Annotated in this window: 20 protein-coding genes; 6 read left to right on the forward strand and 14 right to left on the reverse strand. The window is 71.5% G+C overall.

Going from position 1 to position 20927, the window contains the following annotated elements:
* Positions 1-176 precede the first annotated feature (176 nt).
* The 6 genes from pyrE to ACWDVG_RS27475 all read right to left on the reverse strand — a co-directional run bounded on the left by pyrE (position 177) and on the right by ACWDVG_RS27475 (position 5714).
* Positions 177-716 carry an orotate phosphoribosyltransferase gene (pyrE, locus tag ACWDVG_RS27450; protein WP_451702937.1) on the reverse strand — a complete coding sequence of 180 codons (540 nt, stop codon included), beginning with the start codon at positions 714-716 and terminating at the stop codon, positions 177-179.
* A 9-nt stretch (positions 717-725) separates the two neighbouring features.
* A complete protein-coding gene (locus ACWDVG_RS27455) occupies positions 726-1511 on the reverse strand; it encodes an aldose epimerase family protein (RefSeq protein WP_451703012.1) in 786 nt (261 codons plus the stop codon).
* A gap of 118 nt (positions 1512-1629) precedes the next feature.
* Positions 1630-2577, reverse strand: coding sequence for an SRPBCC family protein (locus ACWDVG_RS27460; protein WP_451702939.1), 948 nt, complete (start codon positions 2575-2577; stop codon positions 1630-1632).
* 83 nt (positions 2578-2660) lie between these two features.
* Complete coding sequence (locus ACWDVG_RS27465) at positions 2661-4334, reverse strand: polyamine aminopropyltransferase (protein WP_451703013.1); 1674 nt, start codon at positions 4332-4334, stop codon at positions 2661-2663.
* 96 nt (positions 4335-4430) lie between these two features.
* Entirely contained in the window at positions 4431-4949 is a 519-nt protein-coding gene (locus ACWDVG_RS27470; RefSeq protein ID WP_451702941.1) for a DUF2617 family protein, read from the reverse strand.
* 579 nt (positions 4950-5528) lie between these two features.
* On the reverse strand, positions 5529-5714 hold the full coding sequence (locus ACWDVG_RS27475; protein ID WP_451702943.1) for a hypothetical protein: 186 nt from the start codon (positions 5712-5714) through the stop codon (positions 5529-5531).
* Between the two features lie 178 nt (positions 5715-5892).
* Here ACWDVG_RS27475 and ACWDVG_RS27480 point away from each other — a divergent pair, with 178 nt between their 5' ends.
* Positions 5893-7071 (forward strand): pyridoxal phosphate-dependent aminotransferase, encoded by a 1179-nt coding sequence (locus ACWDVG_RS27480; protein WP_451702944.1) that lies wholly within the window; start codon positions 5893-5895, stop codon positions 7069-7071.
* 84 nt (positions 7072-7155) lie between these two features.
* On the opposite strand, the gene ACWDVG_RS27485 is transcribed toward ACWDVG_RS27480, so the two are convergent.
* Together ACWDVG_RS27485 and clpB are read right to left on the reverse strand one after the other, a co-directional pair.
* Positions 7156-7692, reverse strand: a complete 537-nt coding sequence (locus tag ACWDVG_RS27485; protein WP_451702945.1) for a YbjN domain-containing protein — start codon at positions 7690-7692, stop codon at positions 7156-7158.
* A gap of 165 nt (positions 7693-7857) precedes the next feature.
* Positions 7858-10449, reverse strand: coding sequence for an ATP-dependent chaperone ClpB (gene clpB / locus ACWDVG_RS27490; protein ID WP_451702947.1), 2592 nt, complete (start codon positions 10447-10449; stop codon positions 7858-7860).
* Between the two features lie 133 nt (positions 10450-10582).
* Here clpB and ACWDVG_RS27495 point away from each other — a divergent pair, with 133 nt between their 5' ends.
* Positions 10583-10996, forward strand: a complete 414-nt coding sequence (locus ACWDVG_RS27495) for a pyridoxamine 5'-phosphate oxidase family protein (RefSeq protein WP_451702949.1) — start codon at positions 10583-10585, stop codon at positions 10994-10996.
* A 167-nt stretch (positions 10997-11163) separates the two neighbouring features.
* On the opposite strand, the gene ACWDVG_RS27500 is transcribed toward ACWDVG_RS27495, so the two are convergent.
* Together ACWDVG_RS27500 and ACWDVG_RS27505 are read right to left on the reverse strand one after the other, a co-directional pair.
* Positions 11164-11481, reverse strand: a complete 318-nt coding sequence (locus ACWDVG_RS27500) for a (2Fe-2S)-binding protein (protein ID WP_451702952.1) — start codon at positions 11479-11481, stop codon at positions 11164-11166.
* Positions 11478-11708 carry a hypothetical protein gene (locus tag ACWDVG_RS27505; protein ID WP_451702954.1) on the reverse strand — a complete coding sequence of 77 codons (231 nt, stop codon included), beginning with the start codon at positions 11706-11708 and terminating at the stop codon, positions 11478-11480. The genes ACWDVG_RS27500 and ACWDVG_RS27505 overlap by 4 nt, the downstream gene beginning before the upstream one ends.
* Before the next feature lie 243 nt (positions 11709-11951).
* On the opposite strand from ACWDVG_RS27505, the gene ACWDVG_RS27510 reads away from it, so the two are divergent.
* Positions 11952-12932: a helix-turn-helix transcriptional regulator gene (locus ACWDVG_RS27510; protein ID WP_451702956.1), complete on the forward strand. Its 981-nt coding sequence runs from the start codon at positions 11952-11954 to the stop codon at positions 12930-12932.
* A gap of 6 nt (positions 12933-12938) precedes the next feature.
* On the forward strand, positions 12939-13406 hold the full coding sequence (locus ACWDVG_RS27515) for a hypothetical protein (protein ID WP_451702958.1): 468 nt from the start codon (positions 12939-12941) through the stop codon (positions 13404-13406).
* Positions 13407-13543: 137 nt separating this feature from the next.
* Here the strand turns inward: ACWDVG_RS27515 and ACWDVG_RS27520 are convergent, their stop codons facing one another.
* From ACWDVG_RS27520 to dnaK, 4 genes are read right to left on the reverse strand one after another with little or no spacing between them, the layout of a single operon-like run.
* On the reverse strand, positions 13544-13996 hold the full coding sequence (locus ACWDVG_RS27520; protein WP_451702960.1) for a heat shock protein transcriptional repressor HspR: 453 nt from the start codon (positions 13994-13996) through the stop codon (positions 13544-13546).
* A gap of 4 nt (positions 13997-14000) precedes the next feature.
* Positions 14001-15170: a molecular chaperone DnaJ gene (dnaJ, locus tag ACWDVG_RS27525; RefSeq protein WP_451702962.1), complete on the reverse strand. Its 1170-nt coding sequence runs from the start codon at positions 15168-15170 to the stop codon at positions 14001-14003.
* Between the two features lie 33 nt (positions 15171-15203).
* Positions 15204-15863: a nucleotide exchange factor GrpE gene (grpE, locus tag ACWDVG_RS27530; protein WP_451702964.1), complete on the reverse strand. Its 660-nt coding sequence runs from the start codon at positions 15861-15863 to the stop codon at positions 15204-15206.
* Positions 15860-17698: a molecular chaperone DnaK gene (gene dnaK, locus ACWDVG_RS27535; RefSeq protein WP_451702966.1), complete on the reverse strand. Its 1839-nt coding sequence runs from the start codon at positions 17696-17698 to the stop codon at positions 15860-15862. Before dnaK ends, grpE begins: the two co-directional genes overlap by 4 nt.
* Before the next feature lie 298 nt (positions 17699-17996).
* On the opposite strand from dnaK, the gene ACWDVG_RS27540 reads away from it, so the two are divergent.
* Both ACWDVG_RS27540 and ACWDVG_RS27545 read left to right on the forward strand, forming a co-directional pair.
* Positions 17997-18512: a sugar transferase gene (locus tag ACWDVG_RS27540; RefSeq protein WP_451702968.1), complete on the forward strand. Its 516-nt coding sequence runs from the start codon at positions 17997-17999 to the stop codon at positions 18510-18512.
* A gap of 129 nt (positions 18513-18641) precedes the next feature.
* A complete protein-coding gene (locus ACWDVG_RS27545) occupies positions 18642-20900 on the forward strand; it encodes a (Fe-S)-binding protein (protein ID WP_451702970.1) in 2259 nt (752 codons plus the stop codon).
* The last annotated feature ends 27 nt before the right edge of the window (positions 20901-20927 follow it).

Raw genomic sequence — 20927 nt, forward strand, 5'->3', positions numbered from 1 at the left:
AAAAATAACCACCAAAAAGAGGAAATAAAGATTTTTGTATATGGTTATTTTTTTAGACTCGGCTCATTACCTGCCCGCGGGTGGTTTTCCACGCCAACCCCCCCGCCCCTCGATAAAAGCGCAGGTCAAAGCCGTTCGAGCGGTACCCCGGGCCCTACGTCACGACTTCGCGGCGGTTACGCCAGGCCGAGATCGGCGAGCTGGTAGCCGGTCAGGTACGGCAGCCCCGCCTCCGCGATGGCTCCGGCGGCGCCCCGGTCGACGATCGTCGCCACGGCCACGACCTCGCCGCCCGCCTCGCGGACGGCCTCGACGGCGGTCAGCGGCGAGCCGCCGGTGGTCGAGGTGTCCTCGACCACGAGGCAGCGACGACCCTTGACGTCGGCGCCCTCGATGCGGCGCTGCATGCCGTGCGCCTTCTGCGCCTTGCGGACGACGAAGGCGTCGAGGCGCTCCCCGCGCGCGGCGGAGGCGTGCAGCATCGAGGTCGCCACCGGGTCGGCGCCGAGGGTCAGACCGCCGACGCAGTCGAAGTCGAGATCGGCGGTGAGGTCCAGCATGACCTGGCCGACGAGCGGGGCGGCCTCGCCGTCCAGCGTGATCCGGCGCAGGTCGATGTAGTAGTCGGCTTCCCGACCCGACGAGAGGGTCACCTTGCCGTGCACCACGGCCTTGTCCTTGATCTGCTGGAGCAGCTCAGCACGTACGTCAGTCATGCCCCGAGCTTAAGCGCGCCGCCAACTCCACACGCTCTCGACCTCCAGGGGGTCGATCGGGGTGACGAGGCGCGGGTGGGTGTTGAGGCCGTTCGGGGGGCCGGACTGCGGCTCGACGCAGACCGCCTCCGCCGGCTCGTCGTAGATGACGACCCACTCGGCGCGGCTCGCCACCTTGAGCTCCAGCTCGCCGGGCCAGGTGAGGGTGACGTCGACGCCGTCGGGCATCCCGAAGCAGTCGTCCCAGGGGCCGGGCAGGGGGGCGATCCGCTCACCGGTGGGCAGGTGGTCGGCGCCGCGCTCCTCCTGCCAGGCGGGCGTGAAGTCGATCCGTACGTCCTCGCCGCCGGCCCCGAGGTTCCGCAGGAACCAGGGGTGCCAGCCGGCCTGCGCCGGGAAGGAGGCGTCGTACGTCTCCACGCCGAAGCGCAGGGTGAGGGAGTCCTCGGCCAGCTCGAAGACCTGTGTGACCAGGCCCGTGTACGGCCAGGGGTCACCGAGCTCACAGGTGAACACGGCCTCGGTCGCGGAGGTCCGGGCGGTCTTCCAGGCGAGGTCCCGTACGGTGCCGTGGATCGCGTGCGGGGCCGCGTTGATCGGCAGCCGGTGCTCGGTGGCCCCGTTGTGGAAGCGGCCGAGCGCGGTCCGCCCGCACCAGGGCACCATCGGGAAGCTGCCGTACCGCTCGCCCTGGCGCAGCACCTCCGTGCCGCCGATCCGCAGGCTCTCGATCCGGCAGCCGTTCTCGGGGCTGATGGTCAACTCGGCGTCGCCCGCCGTCAGTCGCGTCTGCATGCTCACGCTCCGACCCTAGCCCCGGTTGGACCGTGTCAACGACGCTTCGACGACGGATCGACAAGCGGATCGGGGAGCCGATCGGACAGCGGATCGGACAGCGGATCGGACGGCAGCTTCAGCGGCGGCGGCGCAGCGCCCGTCCGACGACCACGGCGGAGGCGAGCGCGAGGGCGGCGGCGGGGGCGACCCACCGGAGGGTCGCGCCCGCGCCGGAGGCCTCGGGGGCGGGCACCGGGGCGTACCGCCCGCGCGGCGGGGCGTGGTCGACCTCCTCGGCGCTACGCCCGATCATGGTGCGCCGGGCGTGGGCGGCCTCGGCCGCGGGCTTCGCCACGGGGAACTCCACCGCGTCGAACTCCTCGCCCGCGAAGTACTCCTCGGTGAGGCCCTCCTCCGCGAGGGCCTCCTCGGCGGGCGCGTCGAGGGGCGTCGGCAGGACCGGGGTGTCCGGGAGGGAGCCGTCGCCGGGCTCCTCGATCCCGTCGTCCACGCCGTCCTCGTCGCTCTCCGCGCCGTCGGCCGAAGGCCCGGACGCCAGAGCCGACCCCGCGCCGGCCCCGGTCCCCGCACCCGACGCCGTCCCCGGCTCCGGCTCCGTCCCCGCACCCTCCTCCGGTCCCGTCCCCGGCGCCGTCTCGTCGGCGAGCCCGGCCACCGCCTCCGCGAACCGGTCGAGGAGCCGGATCCCGGCCGTGGCACGGGCCTCCTCGGGGGCCTCGGCCAGCCGGCCGGCGGCCGAGACGGCTCCGGTGAAGCTCAGGCTCGTGCCCTCGGCCAGCGGGGTGAGGACGACGGTCAGCGACACCTCGACCTCGCCCTTGCCGCGCACCTCGGCGCCCTCGCCCTCGTACGTGATGGCGTCGTCCCGCTCGACGATCCGCAGGGCGCCCCGGTAGGTGATGGTGTTGCCACCGACCCGGAGCTTCAGCCTGCCCGCGAGGGGCCCGGCCTCCGCGTCGGCGTCCCGCTGCAGGCCGGGGACGCAGCGCGCCACCCGTGCGGGATCGGTGAGCGTCGCGCGCAGGACCTCGGCCGGGACCGGAACGAACACCTCATGCTCCATGGGAGCCGAGCCTACTCAGAGCGGGCCGCCCCGTCGCCTGTTCGCGCCGGGGCGGCGCCCGGCGCCCCGCTCCGGTACCGCACTCAGTTGCCGTAGCGCGGGTGGACCAGCGTCGAGGGCGGCAGCCCGGCGACCCGCGCCCGCTCGGCGCGGCGCGCCGCGGCCTCCAGGGCGCCGGGGCCGAGCGAGCGCGGCCGGGGCGCGCCGGGGGCGAGCGCGAGGACGGGGGGCCGGGTGCCGGGGACGGCGAGGAGGAGGCCCCAGTCACCCGGCTGCCGGTCGTTGCCGCTGGTGCGGTCGGCGCGGTCGGGGCCCGCGGAGAAGCCGGGGGTGCGGCCGCTCGCGCTGTACGGGCGGGTGGCGTACCCGGCGGCCCGCAGGGTGGCCTCGACCGTCCAGTACGTGTGCGGGCGGCCGATGACCGAGCCGGCGTGGACGACGAGCCGCCCGGCGGCCGTCAGGGACCGGGCCGCGAGCCCGTAGAACTCCTGCGAGTAGAGCTTGGTGCTGGGGGTGATGCCCGGGTCCGGCAGATCGGAGATCAGCACGTCGTACCGTTCCTGCACACGATCGGCGGCGCCCCTCAGCCAGGTGAACGCGTCCTCGTGGACCACCCGCACCCGGGGGTCGCGGAAGGCCTGGCCGTTGAGCGCGGCGAGCGCCGGGTCCGTGCGGGCGAGCCGTACGACCCCGGGGTCGAACTCCACGACGGTGACGGAGCGGACGCCGGGGTAGCGCAGCACCTCGCGGGCGGCGAGCCCGTCCCCGCCGCCGACGATCAGCACGCGCCCGTGCGGGCCGTTCATCGCCGGGTGGACGAGCGCCTCGTGGTAGCGGTGCTCGTCCCGGCCCGAGACCCGCAGCCGGCCGTCGAGGAACAGGTCGGGCGGGCCCTCCCGGCCCCCGGTCACCACCACCTCCTGGAGGTCGGTGTGGACGGCGACCCGCACCCGCTCCCCGTACACCGCCCGCCGCGCGGCCTCCTCGAAGTCGTCGACGAGAGCGGTCGCGGTGGCGAGCACGGCGAGGACCGCGAGGTTCACGCCGAGGAGCAGGCTCCGGGAGCGGGCGGTGAGGTCGCGGCGGAACACCCACAGCACGAGCCCGCCGCCCGCGACCACGTTCACCGCGCCGGTGACGAGCGCGCCGGTGAGCTGGCCGAGCCAGGGCAGCAGCAGGAACGGGAAGGCGAGCCCGCCGACGAGCGCGCCCACGTAGTCGGCGGCGAAGAGGTCGGCGACCGTCCCCGCCGCGTCGTCCCGCTCCCCCGTCGACGGGGGCCCTCCCGCGCGCCCCGGCCGGCCCGAGCCGGCCGGCGACGACCCGGGCGCCCGCTGTATGAGGGACATCAGGAGCGGGATCTCGGCGCCGATGAGCACGCCGATGGCCAGCGAGAACCCCACCACGACGTACCGCGGCTCGCCGAACCACGCGAAGGCCGCGTACAGCACCATCGCCGAGCAGCCGCCGACGAGCGCGAGCGCGCCTTCGACCAGGCCGAAGCCGACGGCGGCACGGCAGCGCAACCGCTTGGCGAGGAGCGAGCCCGCCCCCATCGCGAAGACCATCACGGACAGCACGACGGAGGCCTGGGTGACCGAATCCCCGATCAAGTACGAGGCCAGGGCCACCAGTTCGAGCTCGTAGACCAGACCGCAGGCGGCGCAGACGAAGACCACGGCGAGGACCGGGAGGCGCACCTCCGGCTCGCGCCGCCGCCGCACGGGCGACGGTCGCCGCACTCTCGTGGGCGGCATGGTCAGGGTCGGCTCGGTCATGTCCGTAACGCTACGTCACGCCACCCCCACCCCTTGTCACCCACACGAGTGCACCTGGGCCCGGGGGGTGGCGCGTCAGAGCGCTGCGGGCATACGTGCGCCGATGCGGGTTCTGGTGACCACCAACTGCCCTTCCTGCGGGTACGCGTGCCAGGTGCGCCAGCGCACCTGGCCCTCGTGGCGCTGCGCCAGCATCGCCGTGAAGGCGTGCGGCGAGCCGGGGAAGGTCCCCGCGAGTCCGTTCGGGTGGTCGGCGACCAGGGCGAGCAACTCCTGCGCACGGCCCGCGAAGGAGCCGTGCGGGAGCGTCTCGACCCGGGCGGCGAATTCGTACTCCCACTCGCCGACGCGCTTGGAGACGCCGAGCGGGAGCGGGGTGCTGCTGCCGGGCATACAGGCCACGGTCTCCGAGCAGCTGCGGCCGTCCTCCTCCAGGAGGACTTGGTGGGAGGCGCCGAGCAGCCGCAACTGCACGGTCGCGCCCGCTAGTTCGAGGTCGAGCACGGCGAGGGCGGGCAGCGGCTCGCGCCCGAGCGCCCAGGCAAGATCGTCCGCGCGCGTGTCGGTGTAGGAGGTCTTCAGGGTCGTGAGCATGGGTCGGCTCCGCAAACACGGTTTGACGGGTGGGCCGGGGGCGCCCCGGAGAAGGGTCCAACGGGAGTGGGGGATCGCCGGCTCGGGTCCACACACGGTCCGAGGGCTGTCTCTGTCAGGAGCGAGAGAACCACGCCCGTCGGGCGACTCGCAGCGTTTTTACCCAACTTGCTGCGTTTTCCAACCCCTTCGGGGTCCACACAGTTCACTTGTTCAATCGGAATCGATCGTTACGTCGATGCGCGGGGCCGATCCGATGTGCTTGCGGAGCCGATCCGACGTGCCGAGGGGAGCCGGATCAGCTGCCCCCGCAGCCTCCGCCGCAGCCGGAGCCGGAGCCGCAGGAACTCCCTCCCCCGCCGCAGCCGCCACTGCCGCCCCCGCCGTCGGCCCAACTGCGTCCCCCCCTGCCGCGCCTGCCGCCCCGGTGGCTGTTGCGCCGCCTGTTCCGCGCCCCCAGGAGGGAGGACCCCGTCCCGAAAGCGATCAGGAGCACAAACAAGACGATCGCGAAGACTTCCATGATGATCAACCCCCGTATGTCTGTGGTGCGAGGGGGATGCCCGGTCCGGCACCCCGTCAAAGCGGACTTGAGCGAGACCAGAGCTTCAGCTGCACGAGGAGCTGGAGCTGGAACAGCTCGAACAGGAAGACGAGCTGGAGCAGGAGGACGAGGAGCACGACGACGACGAGGTCCCGCAGGACGACGAGGACGAGGAGGACGACGAGCCGGAGGACGAGGAGGACGAGGCGGGCCCGGCCCACCAGCTGTCGCCGCCGCGCCGGACCGGCGTGTCGTTCAGCCCCCGCGCCACGACCCCCACCACGACCGCGCACACGAGCGCGATCCCCAGGATGAAGAATGTGATGCCCATGCCAGGGCGATCCCCACCCGCGCTCCCCGCCAAAGCGCACTTGAGCAACTCCAGAGCTTCGGCCCAGGATGACCGTCATGACAAGGACGCTGCTCAACCGCCGGCTGGCCGAGTTCGGCACGACGATCTTCGCCGAGATGTCCGCCCTCGCCGCCAGGACCGGGGCGATCAACCTCGGTCAGGGCTTCCCCGACACCGACGGCCCCGAGGAGATCCGGGAGGCCGCGGTCCGCGCCCTGCGGGCGGGCCTCGGCAACCAGTACCCGCCCGGCCCCGGCGTCCCCGAGCTGCGCACGGCCGTCGCCGACCACCAGCGCGCCCGCTACGGCCTGGAGTACGACCCCGACCGCGAGGTCCTGGTCACCGCGGGCGCCACCGAGGCCATCGCCGCGGCCCTCCTCGCCCTGGTCGAGCCCGGCGACGAGGTGATCGCCCTGGAGCCGTACTACGACTCGTACGCGGCCTGCATCGCGATGGCCGGCGGCACCCGCGTCCCGGTCACCCTCCGGCCCCACGGGGGCGCCTTCGTCCTCGACCTCGACGAGCTGCGGGCCGCCGTCACCGACCGCACCCGGCTCCTGCTGCTCAACACCCCGCACAACCCCACCGGCACGGTCCTCACCCGCGCCGAGCTGACCGCCGTCGCCGAACTGGCGGTCGAGCGCGACCTCCTCGTCGTCACCGACGAGGTCTACGAGCACCTGGTCTTCGACGACGCCGAGCACCTGCCGATCGCCTCGCTGCCCGGCATGCGGGAGCGCACGGTCACCATCGGCTCGGCCGGCAAGACCTTCTCCTTCACCGGCTGGAAGGTCGGCTGGACCACCGCGAGCCCCGAGCTGACCACCGCGGTGCGCTCGGCCAAGCAGTTCCTCACCTATGTCTCCGCCGGGCCCTTCCAGTACGCGGTGGCCGAGGCCCTGCGCCTCCCCACCGCCTACTTCGACACCCTCCGGGCCGACCTCGCCGCCAAGCGGGACCTGCTGAGCGCGGGCCTGGCCCAGGCGGGCTTCCGGGTCCACAAGCCGGCCGGCACCTACTTCGTCACCACCGACATCCGCCCCCTCGGCACGTCCGACGGCGTCGCCTTCTGCCGGTCCCTGCCGGAGCGCGCGGGCGTCGTCGCCATCCCGAACGCCGTCTTCTACGACCACCGCGACGAGGGCGCCCCCTTCGTGCGCTTCGCCTTCTGCAAGCGGACCGAGGTCCTGGAGGACGCCGTCGCACGCCTCAAGCGGCTGGCCTGAGCCCCGTACGACACAAGCCCGTACGGCGGAAGCCCGGCCCCCTCGGGAGGGGCCGGGCTTCCGGGCGTACGGGTGCGGGGAGGCTCAGGCCTCGTCGCCGCCCTCGGCCTTCTCGTCCGGAGCGGCGAGGCCGAACTGCTCCACGATCCACTTGTCGAACTCGATGGAGGCGCGGACCCAGCTGACCGTCGAGGAGACGAAGTGCTCCAGGGCGACGCCGGTGCCGATCAGCATCTGGGCCTCGCCGATGAGGCGGAGGGTGGCGGAGCCGTCCTCCTCCTCGTGCAGGTGCGTGTAGACCTTCGGCCACAGGGTGCGGCGGTTCCAGTCGTCGATCGCGTCCAGGACCTTGGCGCGGTCGTCGGCCGAGTGCGGGCGGTCGTAGAACGTACGGACCGAGAAGACCTGCTGCTCGTCCTCGCCGCGGAACATGAAGTAGGTGCGGAACTCCTCCCACGGCGCCGCGAGGTCACCCTCGTCGTCGACGACGTACTTCAGCTCCATCTGGTCGAGGAGCTGCTTGACGAGGTCCTGGTCGGGGACGACGGGGCCCGCCGGTCCTGCGGCCTGAGGCTGGGGCTGGCCCCCGAAATTCGGAATCGAGGACGGGTCGATGCTCACCGTGTATTTCCCTTCGTACGGATGCTCGCCATCCTCCCCCATGCCGGGCGGTACGTGGCAAGTCCCCACGGCGCGATCCGCTGCCGGCTGACAGGATCTCGCCCCAAGGGGGCAACGCTCGTCACCCGCGCCGCCCCCGCTCCGGCCTGTTCCGGAAGAAGCGACCTAATGGGCGGCGCCGACGATCAGGCCGTCCTCGAAGCGGTCCACCCGCACGGTGTCCCCGTCGCGGACCTCGCCCGCGAGGATCTCCTTCGCGAGCCGGTCGCCGATCGCCGTCTGGATCAGGCGGCGCAGCGGCCGGGCGCCGTAGGCCGGGTCGTTGCCCTCGTCCGCCAGCCAGGCCAGGGCCTCCGGGGTGACGTCCAGGGTGAGCCGCCGCTCGGCCAGCCGCTTGGCGAGCCGGTCGATCTGGAGCTGCGCGATCCGGCCGAGCTCGGCCTTGTCGAGGGCCGAGAAGACCACCAGGTCGTCGAGCCGGTTGAGGAACTCGGGCTTGAAGCTGGCCCGTACGACCTCCAGGACCTGCTGCTTCTTCTCCTCGGCGCTCGTCAGCGGCTCCACGAGGTACTGGCTGCCGAGGTTCGAGGTGAGGATCAGGATGGTGTTGCGGAAGTCCACGGTCCGGCCCTGGCCGTCGGTGAGGCGGCCGTCGTCGAGGACCTGGAGCAGGACGTCGAAGACCTCCGGGTGCGCCTTCTCCACCTCGTCGAGCAGGACCACGCTGTACGGGCGGCGGCGAACGGCCTCCGTGAGCTGGCCGCCCTCCTCGTACCCGACGTAGCCGGGGGGTGCGCCGACGAGCCGGGCCACCGAGTGCTTCTCCCCGTACTCCGACATGTCGATGCGGACCATGGCCCGCTCGTCGTCGAAGAGGAAGTCCGCGAGCGCCTTCGCCAGCTCCGTCTTGCCGACGCCGGTCGGGCCGAGGAAGAGGAACGAGCCGGTCGGCCGGTCGGGGTCGGCGATCCCTGCGCGCGTGCGGCGCACGGCGTCGGAGACGGCCCGCACGGCCTCGCCCTGGCCGATCAGCCGCTTGCCGAGCTCGTCCTCCATGCGCAGCAGCTTCTGCGTCTCGCCCTCCATGAGGCGGCCTGCGGGGATGCCGGTCCAGGCGCCGACGACGTCCGCGATGTCGTCGGGGCCGACCTCCTCCTTGACCATGGTGTCCTTGCGGGCCTCCTGCTGGGCCTCGGCCTCGCTCGCCTCCTCCAGCTCCCGCTCCAGGGCCGGGATCTCGCCGTAGAGCAGCTTGGAGGCGGTGTCGAAGTCGCCGTCGCGCTGGGCGCGCTCGGCCTTGCCGCGGGCCTCGTCGAGGCGTTCCTTCAGCTCGCCGACCCGGTTGAGGGACTGCTTCTCCTTCTCCCAGCGGGCGGTGAGGCCGCGCAGCTCCTCCTCGCGGTCGGCGAGGTCGCGCCGCAGCTTCTCCAGGCGCTGCTTGCTCGCCGCGTCCGTCTCGTTCTTGAGCGCCAGCTCCTCCATGCGGAGGCGGTCCACGGAGCGCTGGAGCTCGTCGATCTCGACCGGGGACGAGTCGATCTCCATGCGGAGCCGGGAGGCCGCCTCGTCGACGAGGTCGATGGCCTTGTCGGGCAGGAAGCGGGAGGTGATGTACCGGTCGGAGAGGGTCGCGGCGGCCACCAGGGCGGAGTCGTTGATCTGCACCTTGTGGTGGGCCTCGTACCGGCCCTTGAGGCCGCGGAGGATGGCGATCGTGTCCTCGACCGTCGGCTCGGCGACCAGGACCTGCTGGAAGCGGCGCTCCAGGGCGGGGTCCTTCTCGATCCGCTCGCGGTACTCGTCGAGGGTCGTGGCGCCGACCATGCGCAGTTCGCCGCGGGCCAGCATCGGCTTGAGCATGTTGCCCGCGTCCATGGCGGAGTCGCCGCCGGCGCCGGCGCCGACGACCGTGTGCAGCTCGTCGATGAAGGTGATGATCTGGCCGTCGCTCTCCTTGATCTCGGAGAGGACGGTCTTCAGGCGCTCCTCGAACTCGCCGCGGTACTTGGCGCCCGCGACCATCGCGCCGAGGTCGAGCGAGACCAGCCGCTTGTTCCGCAGCGACTCGGGCACGTCGCCCTTCACGATCCGCTGGGCGAGGCCCTCGACGACGGCGGTCTTGCCGACGCCGGGCTCGCCGATGAGGACCGGGTTGTTCTTGGTGCGGCGCGACAGCACCTGCACGACGCGGCGGATCTCGTGGTCCCGGCCGATGACCGGGTCGAGCCTGCCCTCGCGCGCGGCGGCCGTGAAGTCCGTGCCGAACTTCTCCAGCGCCTTGTACTGACCCTCCGGGTCGGGTGTGGTCACCCGGCGTCCTCCCCTGCTCTTCTCGAACGCGTCGAGGAGCGCCGATGCGCTCGCGCCCTGCGCGTCGAGGATCTCACCGGCCTTGCCGCCCTTCGCGGCGACGGCGACGAGCAGGTGCTCGGTGGAGAGGTAGTCGTCCCCGAGCTCCTTGGCGCGCTTGTCGGCGTCGGCGATGACGGCGAGGAACTCGCGGTTGGGCTGCGGCGGCGCGACGGTGGACCCGGTGACGCTGGGCTGCGCGGCGAGCAGCCGCTCCGCGTCGCCGCGTACGACGGCCTGGTCGGCGCCGACGGCGGCGAGCAGGTCGGTGATGTTCTCGTTGTCCTGACCCGCCAGGAGCGCCAGCAGCAGGTGGGCGGGGGTCAGGTCCGGGTGCCCTTCGGACACGGCGCGGCTCGTCGCCGCGTTGATCGCGTCCCGGCTCCTGTTGGTGAGTTCGGCGTCCACGTGCGGTGCTCCTCCTCGGCTTCGCGGTCCTCGTCTTCTGCCCTGTCTTCCATGACCCTTACAGGGTACACAAAGTTGAGTCGATAACGCTCAATGTGTTCCCGGGAGCCCTCCCCCGGGTAGTTTCCGGGGCATGGCGACTGATCCGCGCAACCCCGGCGACTCGTACCTCGGCTTCTGGCGCGAGTACCACATGTGCACGCTGACCACCCCGCGTCCGGACGGCACCCCGCACGTCGTGGCGGTCGGCGTCACGTACGACCCGGAGGGCGGCGAGAACGGCATCGCGCGGGTCATCACCAACAAGCACAGCCGGAAGGTCGCCAACGTCCTGGCGGCGGGCGCGGAGGGCGCGCGGGTCGCGGTCTGCCAGGTCGACAAGGGGCGCTGGGCCACCCTGGAGGGCGTCGCCCGCATCCGTACGGAGGAGGACGCGGTCGCGGACGCGGTCGCGCGCTACGCCGACCGCTACGGCCGGACGCCGACCCCGAACCCGGACCGCGTCGTGATCGAGATCGCCCTTACCCGGGCGATGGGCCGGGCGTAGCCCCGGGCGGGCCCGGAGCGCGAGCCCCGGGGCGGCGCGCACCGGGACCGCGTCCCGTGGCGACGACCTGACGGAAAACGCACAGCGACGCCATCGCGTTTCAGGTCCGCGATGGCGCCGCTGTGTGGGGGAAGTACCTGAGCGATCTACAACGACGGGGGAATCGCTCAGGCACTGCGGGGGGTGGCGGGGATGGCCTCGGGCTCGATCAGCTGGTGGTCCCGCTGGTCGAGGTTGACGAAGATCATGCCGTACCGGATGGCACAGCGGATGGGCTGCGGGGCGCCGCGGGGACGGCGGAGACAGCGGTAGGCGCGAATGTCCTCGTCGTCGCCGCGGGTGACGAGGATCGGCTCACCGAAGAGGGTGACCATCAACGACTCGCCACGGTGCGGCACCGCGGTGACGAGGTCGATGAAGTGCCACCCCGAGCGGTAGGCACTCGCCATCTCGCGTCGAAAACGGGGATCTTCGGGAACCGTCATGCCCCCACTGACCCCCATCCCGGGTCGTCGGCGGTCGCCGGCGCCACCGCTCCCCAACCCGGGTCGGCGACGAGGGCCCGCACCGCTCCCCAGCCGGGGTCAGCGTCCGCGTCGGCCGGAGCGACGACGCCCCAGCCGGGGTCGGCCTCACGAGCCGGAGCGGCGCCCCAGCCCGGATCGCCGTTCACGACCTGGGTGCGGTACCCCCAGCCCGGGTCGGCGTTCACGACCTGAGTGCCGGAACCCCACCCCGGGTCCTCGGATGCCGTCACCGCTCCCACAGCGGCGGCTGCCATCAGTGCGACACCGGCTACGGTGCGTATGAGCTTCATGGACATGACCGAGCAACCTCACTTGAAGGTGTGAAACAACCAGCTCCCCCGCAGTCATGACGATGGCCCACTCCTCCCGTTTCCACCACTGGCTCAATGCATCATGTTCCTGTATCGCAAAAGCCTGGGGGTGTACATATGCGAACAGAACCGGCCGAAGAGGGACACCCTCACGCGCGCACAGAACTGTGCGAAGCGGGCACTCTCCTCTACACCGAAGCCCTTCGGTCAGGCCGGATCGACCGGGCGGAGACCGCCTCGGCGCCGTGTCTCATGGACCTGGACCTGCTGAGACCCGACCCGGACGACCCGCAGTGGCTGCGCCCCGTCCCCCCGTCGGCGGCCCTCACCCGCATGCTCCTCCCCATCGAGAAGGAGATACAGGAGCGCCGCCGCCTCGCCGCCCAACTCTCCGACGTCTTCGAGCCGTTCATGGCCCTCGGCGTCACCGATCCCTCGATGACCCAGGCCATCACCGTCCTCGAGGGATTCGACCGGATCAACGCCAACCTGGACCGTGCCGTCGCCGACTGCACGTCCGAACTCCTCACCGTACAGCCGGGGAAGGGCCGCAGCGCCCACACGTTCGGCGAGGCGCTCCGGCGCGTCCGCCCGCTCCTCGGCCGCGGCATCCGCATGCGCACGCTCTACCAGCACACCGCGCGCCACCAGCCCATCACCCTCGCCTACCTGGAGCGCATAGGGCCCGAGGTGGAGGTCCGCACCCTCGAGGAGATCATCGACCGGCTCATCATCGTGGACCGCAAGGTCGCCTTCGTCCCCGCGAGCCGCGACCGGCAGGTCGCCCTCGAACTGCGCCACCCCGGACTCGTCGAGTACCTCGGCGGCGTCTTCGACCAGTTCTGGCTCCAGGCCACGCCGCTGGACGCCCCCGTCGCCTACCAGCCCCCGCTCGACGGCGTCAGCGGCGTCCAGCGGTCCATCGCGCGCCTCCTCGTCGAGGGGCTCGTCGACGAGGCCATCGCCCGCCGCCTCGGCATGAACGTCCGCACCTGCCGCGCCCACATAGCCAAGCTCGCCGCCGCCCTCGGCAGCGGCAGCCGCGCCCAGCTGGGCTACCTCATCGCGCAGTCCGGCATCCTCCAGCAGGAGGACTGACGGCCGGTGTACGCGCGGATCGACCTCGACGGCCCCGCCGGGACCCTGCGGGTCTCCGGCCACGGCCTGCCCACCGTGGAGCTCGTACGGACCCCGGGCACCGCCCCCGACGCCCACACGCCCATCGGGACCCGCAGGGCGGCCCTCCTGGCCCTCACGGTCGACGGGGCGCCCGCGGGGCTCCGCACGGCCCGCGGACGGCTCCTGCGGCGCTCCTACCGCGTCGACGTGCGGACCGGCGGGGAGCGCTACCGCCTGATGCCCTGCGACCACGACCGCAGCCGCCTCACCCGGGGCCGCCGGCCGGTCGGCGAGCTCCAGTCCTCCGGCGACGGCCGGGTCGTCGACACCTGGGAGCCCGGCGCGACCCCGCTCGACGTCGCCGTCGGTACGGCCCTGGCCGCCGCCTTCGGCACGGGCGCCGCGCCCTGGTACGAGACCGTCGGCGAGATCGTCGGCGAACTCATCCCCTGATCCGGGGCCGGTGACCGCGCACGCGTGAGGCCCCCTCCACGACTGTGGAAGGGGCCTCACGTCGACGGTGCGGACCTTCGGGTCGGGGCCGTCAGGTCGGGGCCGGCAGGTCGGGGCCGTCAGGTCGGGTGGTCCGGTCAGGGCGTCCGGTCGCCGCGCTTGGGCCGCCACACCACCAGCGCGCTCGCCTGCTGCACGTCCTGGTACGGCACCAGGTCGCGCCGGTACGACGCGTGCACCTGCGCCTCGCGCTGGCGCATCGCCGCCGCCGCGCCGTCGACCGCCGCCGACAGTTCGGCGACCCGGCTCTGCAGGGCCGCGACCTGGTTCTCCAGCTCGATGATCCGCTTGATGCCGGCGAGGTTGATGCCCTCGTCCTGCGACAGCTGCTGCACCTGGCGGAGCAGCTCGATGTCCCGGGCCGAGTAGCGCCGCCCCCGGCCCGCCGTGCGGTCCGGGGAGACGAGTCCGAGACGGTCGTACTGCCGCAGGGTCTGCGGGTGCAGACCGGAGAGCTGCGCCGCCACCGAGATGACGTACACCGGCGTCTCGTCGGTCAGTTCGTACGGATTGCGTCGGCGCCCGTCCACCGCGTCACGCTCCCTTCGCAGCCTGGAACAGCTCCGCCCTGGGGTCCACGGAGGCGGTCGCCTCGCGGTAGGTCTCCAGGGCCTCGCGGGCCTTGTCGTCCAGTTCCTTCGGCACCGCGACCTCGACCGTCACCAGCAGGTCGCCGCGGGTGCCGTCCTTGCGGACCGCGCCCTTGCCGCGGGCGCGCATGGTCAGCCCGTTGGCGGTGCCGGCGGGCAGCTTGAGGGTGACCGGCGGGCCGCCGAGGGTCGGCACCTTGATCTCGCCGCCGAGCGCGGCCTCCGTGAAGGAGACCGGCACGGTGACCGTCAGGTTGTCGTCCTTGCGGCCGAAGACCGGGTGGGCGTCGACGTGCACGACGACGTACAGGTCGCCGTTCTGCCCGCCGCGCTCGCCCGGCGCGCCCTTGCCCCGCAGCCGGATCTTCTGGCCGTCGGAGACTCCCGCCGGAATGCGGACCTGCATGGTGCGGGAGGACTTGGCCCGCCCGCTGCCCTTGCAGACCTCGCAGGGGTTCTCGGCGATGAGCCCCCGGCCCTTGCAGTCCACGCACGGGTCGGTGAGCGAGAAGGAACCGCTGCCGCCGCGCGAGACCTGTCCTGTGCCGACGCAGGTCGGGCACACCCGGGGCGTGCCGTTCTTGTCGCCGGTGCCCGAACAGGCCGTGCACGGCTGCTGGCTGGACATGCGCAGCGGAACCGTCGCGCCCTCGATCGCCTCGGTGAAGCTGAGCGTCACCTCGGACTCGATGTCCTGGCCGCGCCGCGGCTGGGTGCGCGCACCCGCCGCGCCGCCCCGGTTGAACAGGCCGCCGAAGACGTCCCCGATGCCGCCGCCGCCGAAGCCGCCGCCCCCACCCTGGGCGCCCCCGAAGAGGTCGCCGAGGTCGAAGTTGAACGAGCCGCCGCCCGGTCCGGCCGGCCGGAAGCCGCCGTTCCCGAAGAGCGCGCGCGCCTCGTCGTACTCCTTGCGCCGCTTGGGGTCACCGAGGACGTCGTTCGCCTCGGAGATCTCCTTGAAGCGCTCCTCCGCCTTGGTGTCGCCCTTGTTGGCGTCCGGGTGGTTCTCGCGGGCGAGCTTCCGGTAGGCCTTCTTGATCTCGGCCTCGGTGGCGTCCTTGGGGACGCCGAGGACCTTGTAGTAGTCCTTCTCGACGAAGTCCTTCGTGCTCATCGACGTCCCTCCTCCCGCATGCGGGTACGGCTGTTACTCGCTGTCCTTGCCGGACGCGTCCGGCCCGTCGGAGTCGTCCGACTCCTCGCCCTTCGCCTGCGCGCCCGGCTGGGGCTCGGCGACGGCCACGCGGGCGGGCCGGATGGTCCGCTCGCCGATCCGGTACCCCGGCTGCAGGATCGCCACGCAGGTCGTCTCGGTGACGTCCGGCGCGTACGAGTGCATGAGGGCCTCGTGGATCGTCGGGTCGAAGGGCTCGCCCTCCTTGCCGAACTGCTGCAGACCCATCTTGGCGACGACGGTCTCCAGCGATTCGGCCACCGACTTGAACCCGCCCACGAGCTCGCCGTGGTCGCGGGCCCGGCCGACGTCGTCGAGGACGGGCAGGAGCTCGGTCAGGAGGCTCGCGACGGCGATCTCCTTGACCGTGACCCGGTCCCGCTCCACGCGGCGGCGGTAGTTCTGGTACTCGGCCTGGAGCCGCTGGAGGTCGCCCGTGCGCTCGGTGAGCGCGGCGCGCGCCTGGTCCAGCTGGGCGGTGAGCCCGGCGTCCCCGGCCGTGTCCTTGCTGTTCGCGTCCCCGGCCGGGGCCGCCGCGTCCTCACGGGACTCGGCGGCCTCGGCGGCGTCCTCGGGGGTGGCGCCGGAGGGGACGTCGGGCTTCTCCTCGAAGCCCGGAGTCTCCTCCGTCACGCCTGGCCACCCTTCGGCTTGTCCTCGTCGACGATCTCGGCGTCGACGACGTCGTCGTCCTGCGCCTGGGCCTGGCCGTCGCCACCCGCGGCCTGGGCGGCCTGGGCGTCGGCGTACAGGGCCTGGCCGAGCTTCTGGGAGACGGCCGCGACCTTCTCGGTGGCGGTGCGGATCTCGGCGGTGTCCTCGCCCTTGAGCTTCTCCTTCAGCTCGGCGAGAGCGGCCTCGACCTCGGTCTTGACGTCGCCCGGGACCTTGTCCTCGTTGTCCTTGAGGAACTTCTCGGTCTGGTAGACGAGCTGCTCGCCCTGGTTGCGGGACTCGGCGGCCTCGCGGCGGCGGTGGTCCTCCTCCGCGTACTGCTCGGCCTCCTGGCGCATCCGGTCGACCTCGTCCTTCGGCAGCGAGGAGCCGCCGGTGACGGTCATCTTCTGCTCCTTGCCCGTGCCCAGGTCCTTCGCGGTCACGTGCATGATGCCGTTGGCGTCGATGTCGAAGGCGACCTCGATCTGCGGGACGCCGCGCGGGGCCGGCGGGAGGCCGGTCAGCTCGAACATGCCGAGCTTCTTGTTGTACGCCGCGATCTCGCGCTCGCCCTGGTAGACCTGGATCTGCACGGACGGCTGGTTGTCCTCGGCCGTCGTGAAGATCTCGGACCGCTTGGTCGGGATCGTGGTGTTGCGCTCGATGAGCTTGGTCATGATGCCGCCCTTGGTCTCGATGCCGAGGGACAGCGGGGTCACGTCGAGGAGCAGGACGTCCTTGACCTCACCCTTGAGGACACCGGCCTGGAGCGCGGCGCCGATGGCGACGACCTCGTCCGGGTTGACGCCCTTGTTGGCCTCGCGGCCACCGGTCAGCTCCTTGACGAGCTCGGCGACGGCCGGCATGCGGGTCGAGCCGCCGACGAGGACGACGTGGTCGATCTCGGACAGCTGGATGCCCGCGTCCTTGATGACGTTGTGGAACGGCACCTTGCAGCGCTCGAGCAGGTCCGAGGTGAGCTGCTGGAACTGGGCGCGCGTGAGCTTCTCGTCCAGGTGCAGCGGGCCCTCGGCGGAGGCGGTGATGTACGGCAGGTTGATCGTGGTCTCGGTCGAGGACGAGAGCTCGATCTTCGCCTTCTCGGCGGCCTCGCGCAGACGCTGGAGCGCCATCTTGTCCTTGGCCAGGTCCACGCCGTGGCCGTTCTGGAACTGCGTCACCAGGTAGTCGACGACGCGCTGGTCCCAGTCGTCACCACCGAGGTGGTTGTCACCGTTGGTGGCCTTCACCTCGACGACGCCGTCGCCGATCTCCAGGAGGGACACGTCGAAGGTGCCGCCACCGAGGTCGAAGACGAGGATCGTCTGGTCGTCCTTGTCGAGGCCGTAGGCCAGGGCGGCCGCGGTCGGCTCGTTGACGATGCGCAGGACGTTGAGGCCCGCGATCTCGCCGGCCTCCTTCGTGGCCTGGCGCTCGGAGTCGTTGAAGTACGCCGGGACGGTGATGACCGCGTCGACGACCTTCTCGCCCAGGTAGGCCTCGGCGTCGCGCTTCAGCTTCTGCAGGATGAAGGCGCTCATCTGCTGCGGGTTGAAGCTCTTGCCGTCGATGTCGATCTTCCAGTCGGTGCCCATGTGGCGCTTGACCGACCGGATGGTCCTGTCGACGTTGGTGACGGCCTGGCGCTTGGCCACCTCGCCGACGAGCACCTCGCCGTTCTTCGCGAAGGCGACGACGGACGGCGTGGTCCTGGCGCCCTCGGCGTTGGTGATGACGGTGGGCTCGCCGCCTTCCAGAACGCTGACGACGGAGTTAGTCGTGCCCAGGTCGATGCCGACCGCACGTGCCATTTCGATTCCTCCAGCTGACTGACTTGAGTGGAACTGACTCAAGGATGCACGACGGGTCCCGGCGCGTCAACAGACCTGAGTCGCTTCGACTCAACTCTTCGGTCTTTATGCCGCTCATACCGGCGCTCCGGCGGGCGCCCCGGAGGGCTCGCCGGGCGGTCACCCGATGGGGAGCGCGGGGCGCGTCATTGCCCGGGGCGGCCGGTGCCGCCGTGAGAGAGTCCGGATGCCCCTTGCCGGGCAAACCAGGCATATCCCACGAATATCCCATGATTCTCCAGCGGAGGGGTCCGGGGAAATGACGGCCAAGCGCACACTCGACCTCCTCGGCGGCCTCGCCCTCCTCGCCGCCCTCTCCCCGCTCGTCGCCGCCGTCGCCCTCTCGGTCGCCGTCGGCGCGGCCCCGGCGCCGGCGGGCGGGGTGCTCCGCCGCCGCACGGTGGCCGGCCTGCACGGCCGGCCGTTCACGATGCTGACCTTCCGCACCAGGAGCCCGCTCGCCGCGCTGCCGCTCCTGCTGCACGTCGTACGGGGCGAGATGTCGCTGGTCGGACCGTGCCCCCTGACCCCCGGCCACCGGGAGTGCGCGGGCGAGGGACGCCGCCGCCTCTCCGTACGACCGGGGCTGACCGGCCCGTGGCAGATCAGCGGCCGGTCGGAGCTGCCCTGGGAGGAGCGCGAGCTGCTCGATCTCCACTATGTGGACCATCACTGGCTCGGGATGGATCTGGCCATCCTGGCGCGTACGCTTCCAGCAGTCCGTCGTCGTCGCACGGCGTCCCGCACGGGAACCCGCGCGGCAAGGGTTGCCTGAGCGACACAGATCACCGCGAGGCCCGCTACAAGTGCGGCGCCCGGCCCGGTAATCTCAGCACGGACTAGATAAGTTACCGCTTAGTAGGCTCGGCTCAGGTACGCGGCCGGCCCGCTCGAGGAGCCCGTCATGCAACTCGCCGCGATCATTGTGTCGCTGACGCTGACCGTGGTCGGCGTTGCCCTGCTCGCTCGCGCCATCGGTCAGTTCGTCCGGTACTTCAAGCTCGGCCAGCCCGTCCCGGCCGGCACCCGGACCGACAACCCGTACCAGCGGAGCGTCACCCTGGTCCGGGAGTTCCTGGGCCACACCCGGATGAACCGCTGGGGCATCGTCGGCTTCGCCCACTGGTTCGTCGCGGTCGGCTTCCTGACGCTGCCGCCGACGATCGTCACCGCGTACGGCCAGCTGTTCCAGGCCGACTGGACGCTGCCGGTGCTCGGCGGCTTCCTGCCGTACGAGCTGTACATCGAGTTCATCGGCGCGATGACCACCCTCGGCATCGCCACGCTGATCGTCATCCGCCTGCTGAGCCTCCCGCGCCGCGCCGGCCGCAAGTCGCGCTTCGCCGGCTCCAAGGCGGGCCAGGCCTACTTCGTCGAGTACGTCATCCTCACCATCGGTCTGGCGATCTACGTGCTGCGCGGCCTCGAAGGCGCCCTCCACCACGTGGAGCACTACGAGGCCGCCTACTTCGCCTCGTACCCGCTCGTCCTCGCCTTCGAGGGACTGAGCGTCGGCGCGCTGCAGACCCTGGTCTACCTCTTCGCCATGATCAAGCTGAGCACCACCATGATCTGGATGATCACGGTCTCGCTCAACACCAACATGGGCGTCGCCTGGCACCGCTTCCTCGCGTTCCCGAACATCTGGTTCAAGCGCAACGCGGAGGGCTCCACCGCCCTCGGCGCCCTCCAGCCGATGACCTCGGGCGGCAAGCCGATCGACTTCGAGGACCCGGGCGAGGACGACGTCTACGGCGTCTCCCAGGTCGAGCAGTTCTCCTGGAAGGGCCTCCTCGACTTCTCCACCTGCACCGAGTGCGGCCGCTGCCAGTCGCAGTGCCCCGCCTGGAACACCGGCAAGCCCCTCTCGCCGAAGCTCCTGATCATGTCGCTGCGCGACCACGCCCACGCCAAGGCGCCGTACCTGCTCGCGGGCGGCGGCAAGACCATGGAGGGCGACGAGAAGGCCACCGAGGAGCAGCTCAAGGACGTTCCCGCCGCGGCCCTCGCGGAGGCCGAGCGCCCGCTGATCGGCACCGTCGAGGAGAACGGCGTCATCGACCCGGACGTCCTGTGGTCCTGCACCACCTGCGGCGCCTGCGTCGAGCAGTGCCCGGTCGACATCGAGCACGTCGACCACATCGTCGACATGCGCCGCTACCAGGTCATGATCGAGTCCGCCTTCCCGTCCGAGGCCGGCACGATGCTGAAGAACCTGGAGAAGAAGGGCAACCCCTGGGGCCTGGCCAAGAAGCAGCGCGTCGAGTGGACCAAGGAGGTCGACTTCGAGGTCCCGATCGTCGGCAAGGACGTCGAGGACCTCTCCGAGGTCGACTACCTCTACTGGGTCGGCTGCGCCGGCGCCCTGGAGGACCGCGCCAAGAAGACCACCAAGGCCTTCGCGGAGCTGCTGCACATCGCGGGCGTCAAGTTCGCGATCATGGGCGGCGAGGAGAAGTGCACGGGTGACTCGCCCCGTCGCCTGGGCAACGAGCCGCTGTTCCAGCAGCTCGGCCAGGAGAACGTCGCGATGCTGAACATGGCGTTCGGCGAGGACGACGAGGACGAGTCGACGAAGAAGCCGAAGTCGGCGAAGAAGATCGTCTCCACCTGCCCGCACTGCTTCAACACCATCGCCAACGAGTACCCGCAGCTCGGCGGCGACTACGAGGTCATCCACCACACCCAGCTGCTCCAGCACCTCATCGACGAGGGCAAGCTGATCCCGGTGACCCCGGTCGACGGCCTCATCACCTACCACGACCCGTGCTACCTGGGCCGTCACAACAAGGTCTACACGCCGCCGCGCGAGATCATGTCCGCCGTCCCCGGCCTGCGCCAGCAGGAGATGCACCGCCACAAGGAGCGCGGCTTCTGCTGCGGCGCCGGCGGCGCGCGGATGTGGATGGAGGAGCGGATCGGCAAGCGCATCAACACCGAGCGCGTCGACGAGGCCCTGTCGCTCAACCCGGACATCGTCTCCACCGCCTGCCCGTTCTGCCTCGTCATGCTCACGGACTCCGTGAACGGCAAGAAGAACGACGGCAAGGCGAAGGAGAGCCTCCAGGTCGTCGACGTCGCGCAGCTGCTGCTCGACTCGGTGAAGACCCCGGTCGAGCCGGAGCCGGCCACCGAGGAACCGGAGCCGGAGCCGGCGGCGTAACCGCCACGCGTACGACGCTCGTACGCC

The organism is Streptomyces sp. NPDC003327 (assembly GCF_053589515.1).

Coding starts and splice junctions, on each gene's coding strand:
- pyrE (WP_451702937.1), bottom strand. CDS start 716: ATGACTGACGTACGTGCTGAGCTGCTCCAGCAGATCAAGGACAAGGCC.
- ACWDVG_RS27455 (WP_451703012.1), bottom strand. CDS start 1,511: ATGCAGACGCGACTGACGGCGGGCGACGCCGAGTTGACCATCAGCCCC.
- ACWDVG_RS27460 (WP_451702939.1), bottom strand. CDS start 2,577: ATGGAGCATGAGGTGTTCGTTCCGGTCCCGGCCGAGGTCCTGCGCGCG.
- ACWDVG_RS27465 (WP_451703013.1), bottom strand. CDS start 4,334: ATGCCGCCCACGAGAGTGCGGCGACCGTCGCCCGTGCGGCGGCGGCGC.
- ACWDVG_RS27470 (WP_451702941.1), bottom strand. CDS start 4,949: ATGCTCACGACCCTGAAGACCTCCTACACCGACACGCGCGCGGACGAT.
- ACWDVG_RS27480 (WP_451702944.1), top strand. CDS start 5,893: ATGACCGTCATGACAAGGACGCTGCTCAACCGCCGGCTGGCCGAGTTC.
- ACWDVG_RS27495 (WP_451702949.1), top strand. CDS start 10,583: ATGGCGACTGATCCGCGCAACCCCGGCGACTCGTACCTCGGCTTCTGG.
- ACWDVG_RS27500 (WP_451702952.1), bottom strand. CDS start 11,481: ATGACGGTTCCCGAAGATCCCCGTTTTCGACGCGAGATGGCGAGTGCC.
- ACWDVG_RS27510 (WP_451702956.1), top strand. CDS start 11,952: ATGCGAACAGAACCGGCCGAAGAGGGACACCCTCACGCGCGCACAGAA.
- dnaJ (WP_451702962.1), bottom strand. CDS start 15,170: ATGAGCACGAAGGACTTCGTCGAGAAGGACTACTACAAGGTCCTCGGC.
- dnaK (WP_451702966.1), bottom strand. CDS start 17,698: ATGGCACGTGCGGTCGGCATCGACCTGGGCACGACTAACTCCGTCGTC.
- ACWDVG_RS27540 (WP_451702968.1), top strand. CDS start 17,997: ATGACGGCCAAGCGCACACTCGACCTCCTCGGCGGCCTCGCCCTCCTC.
- ACWDVG_RS27545 (WP_451702970.1), top strand. CDS start 18,642: ATGCAACTCGCCGCGATCATTGTGTCGCTGACGCTGACCGTGGTCGGC.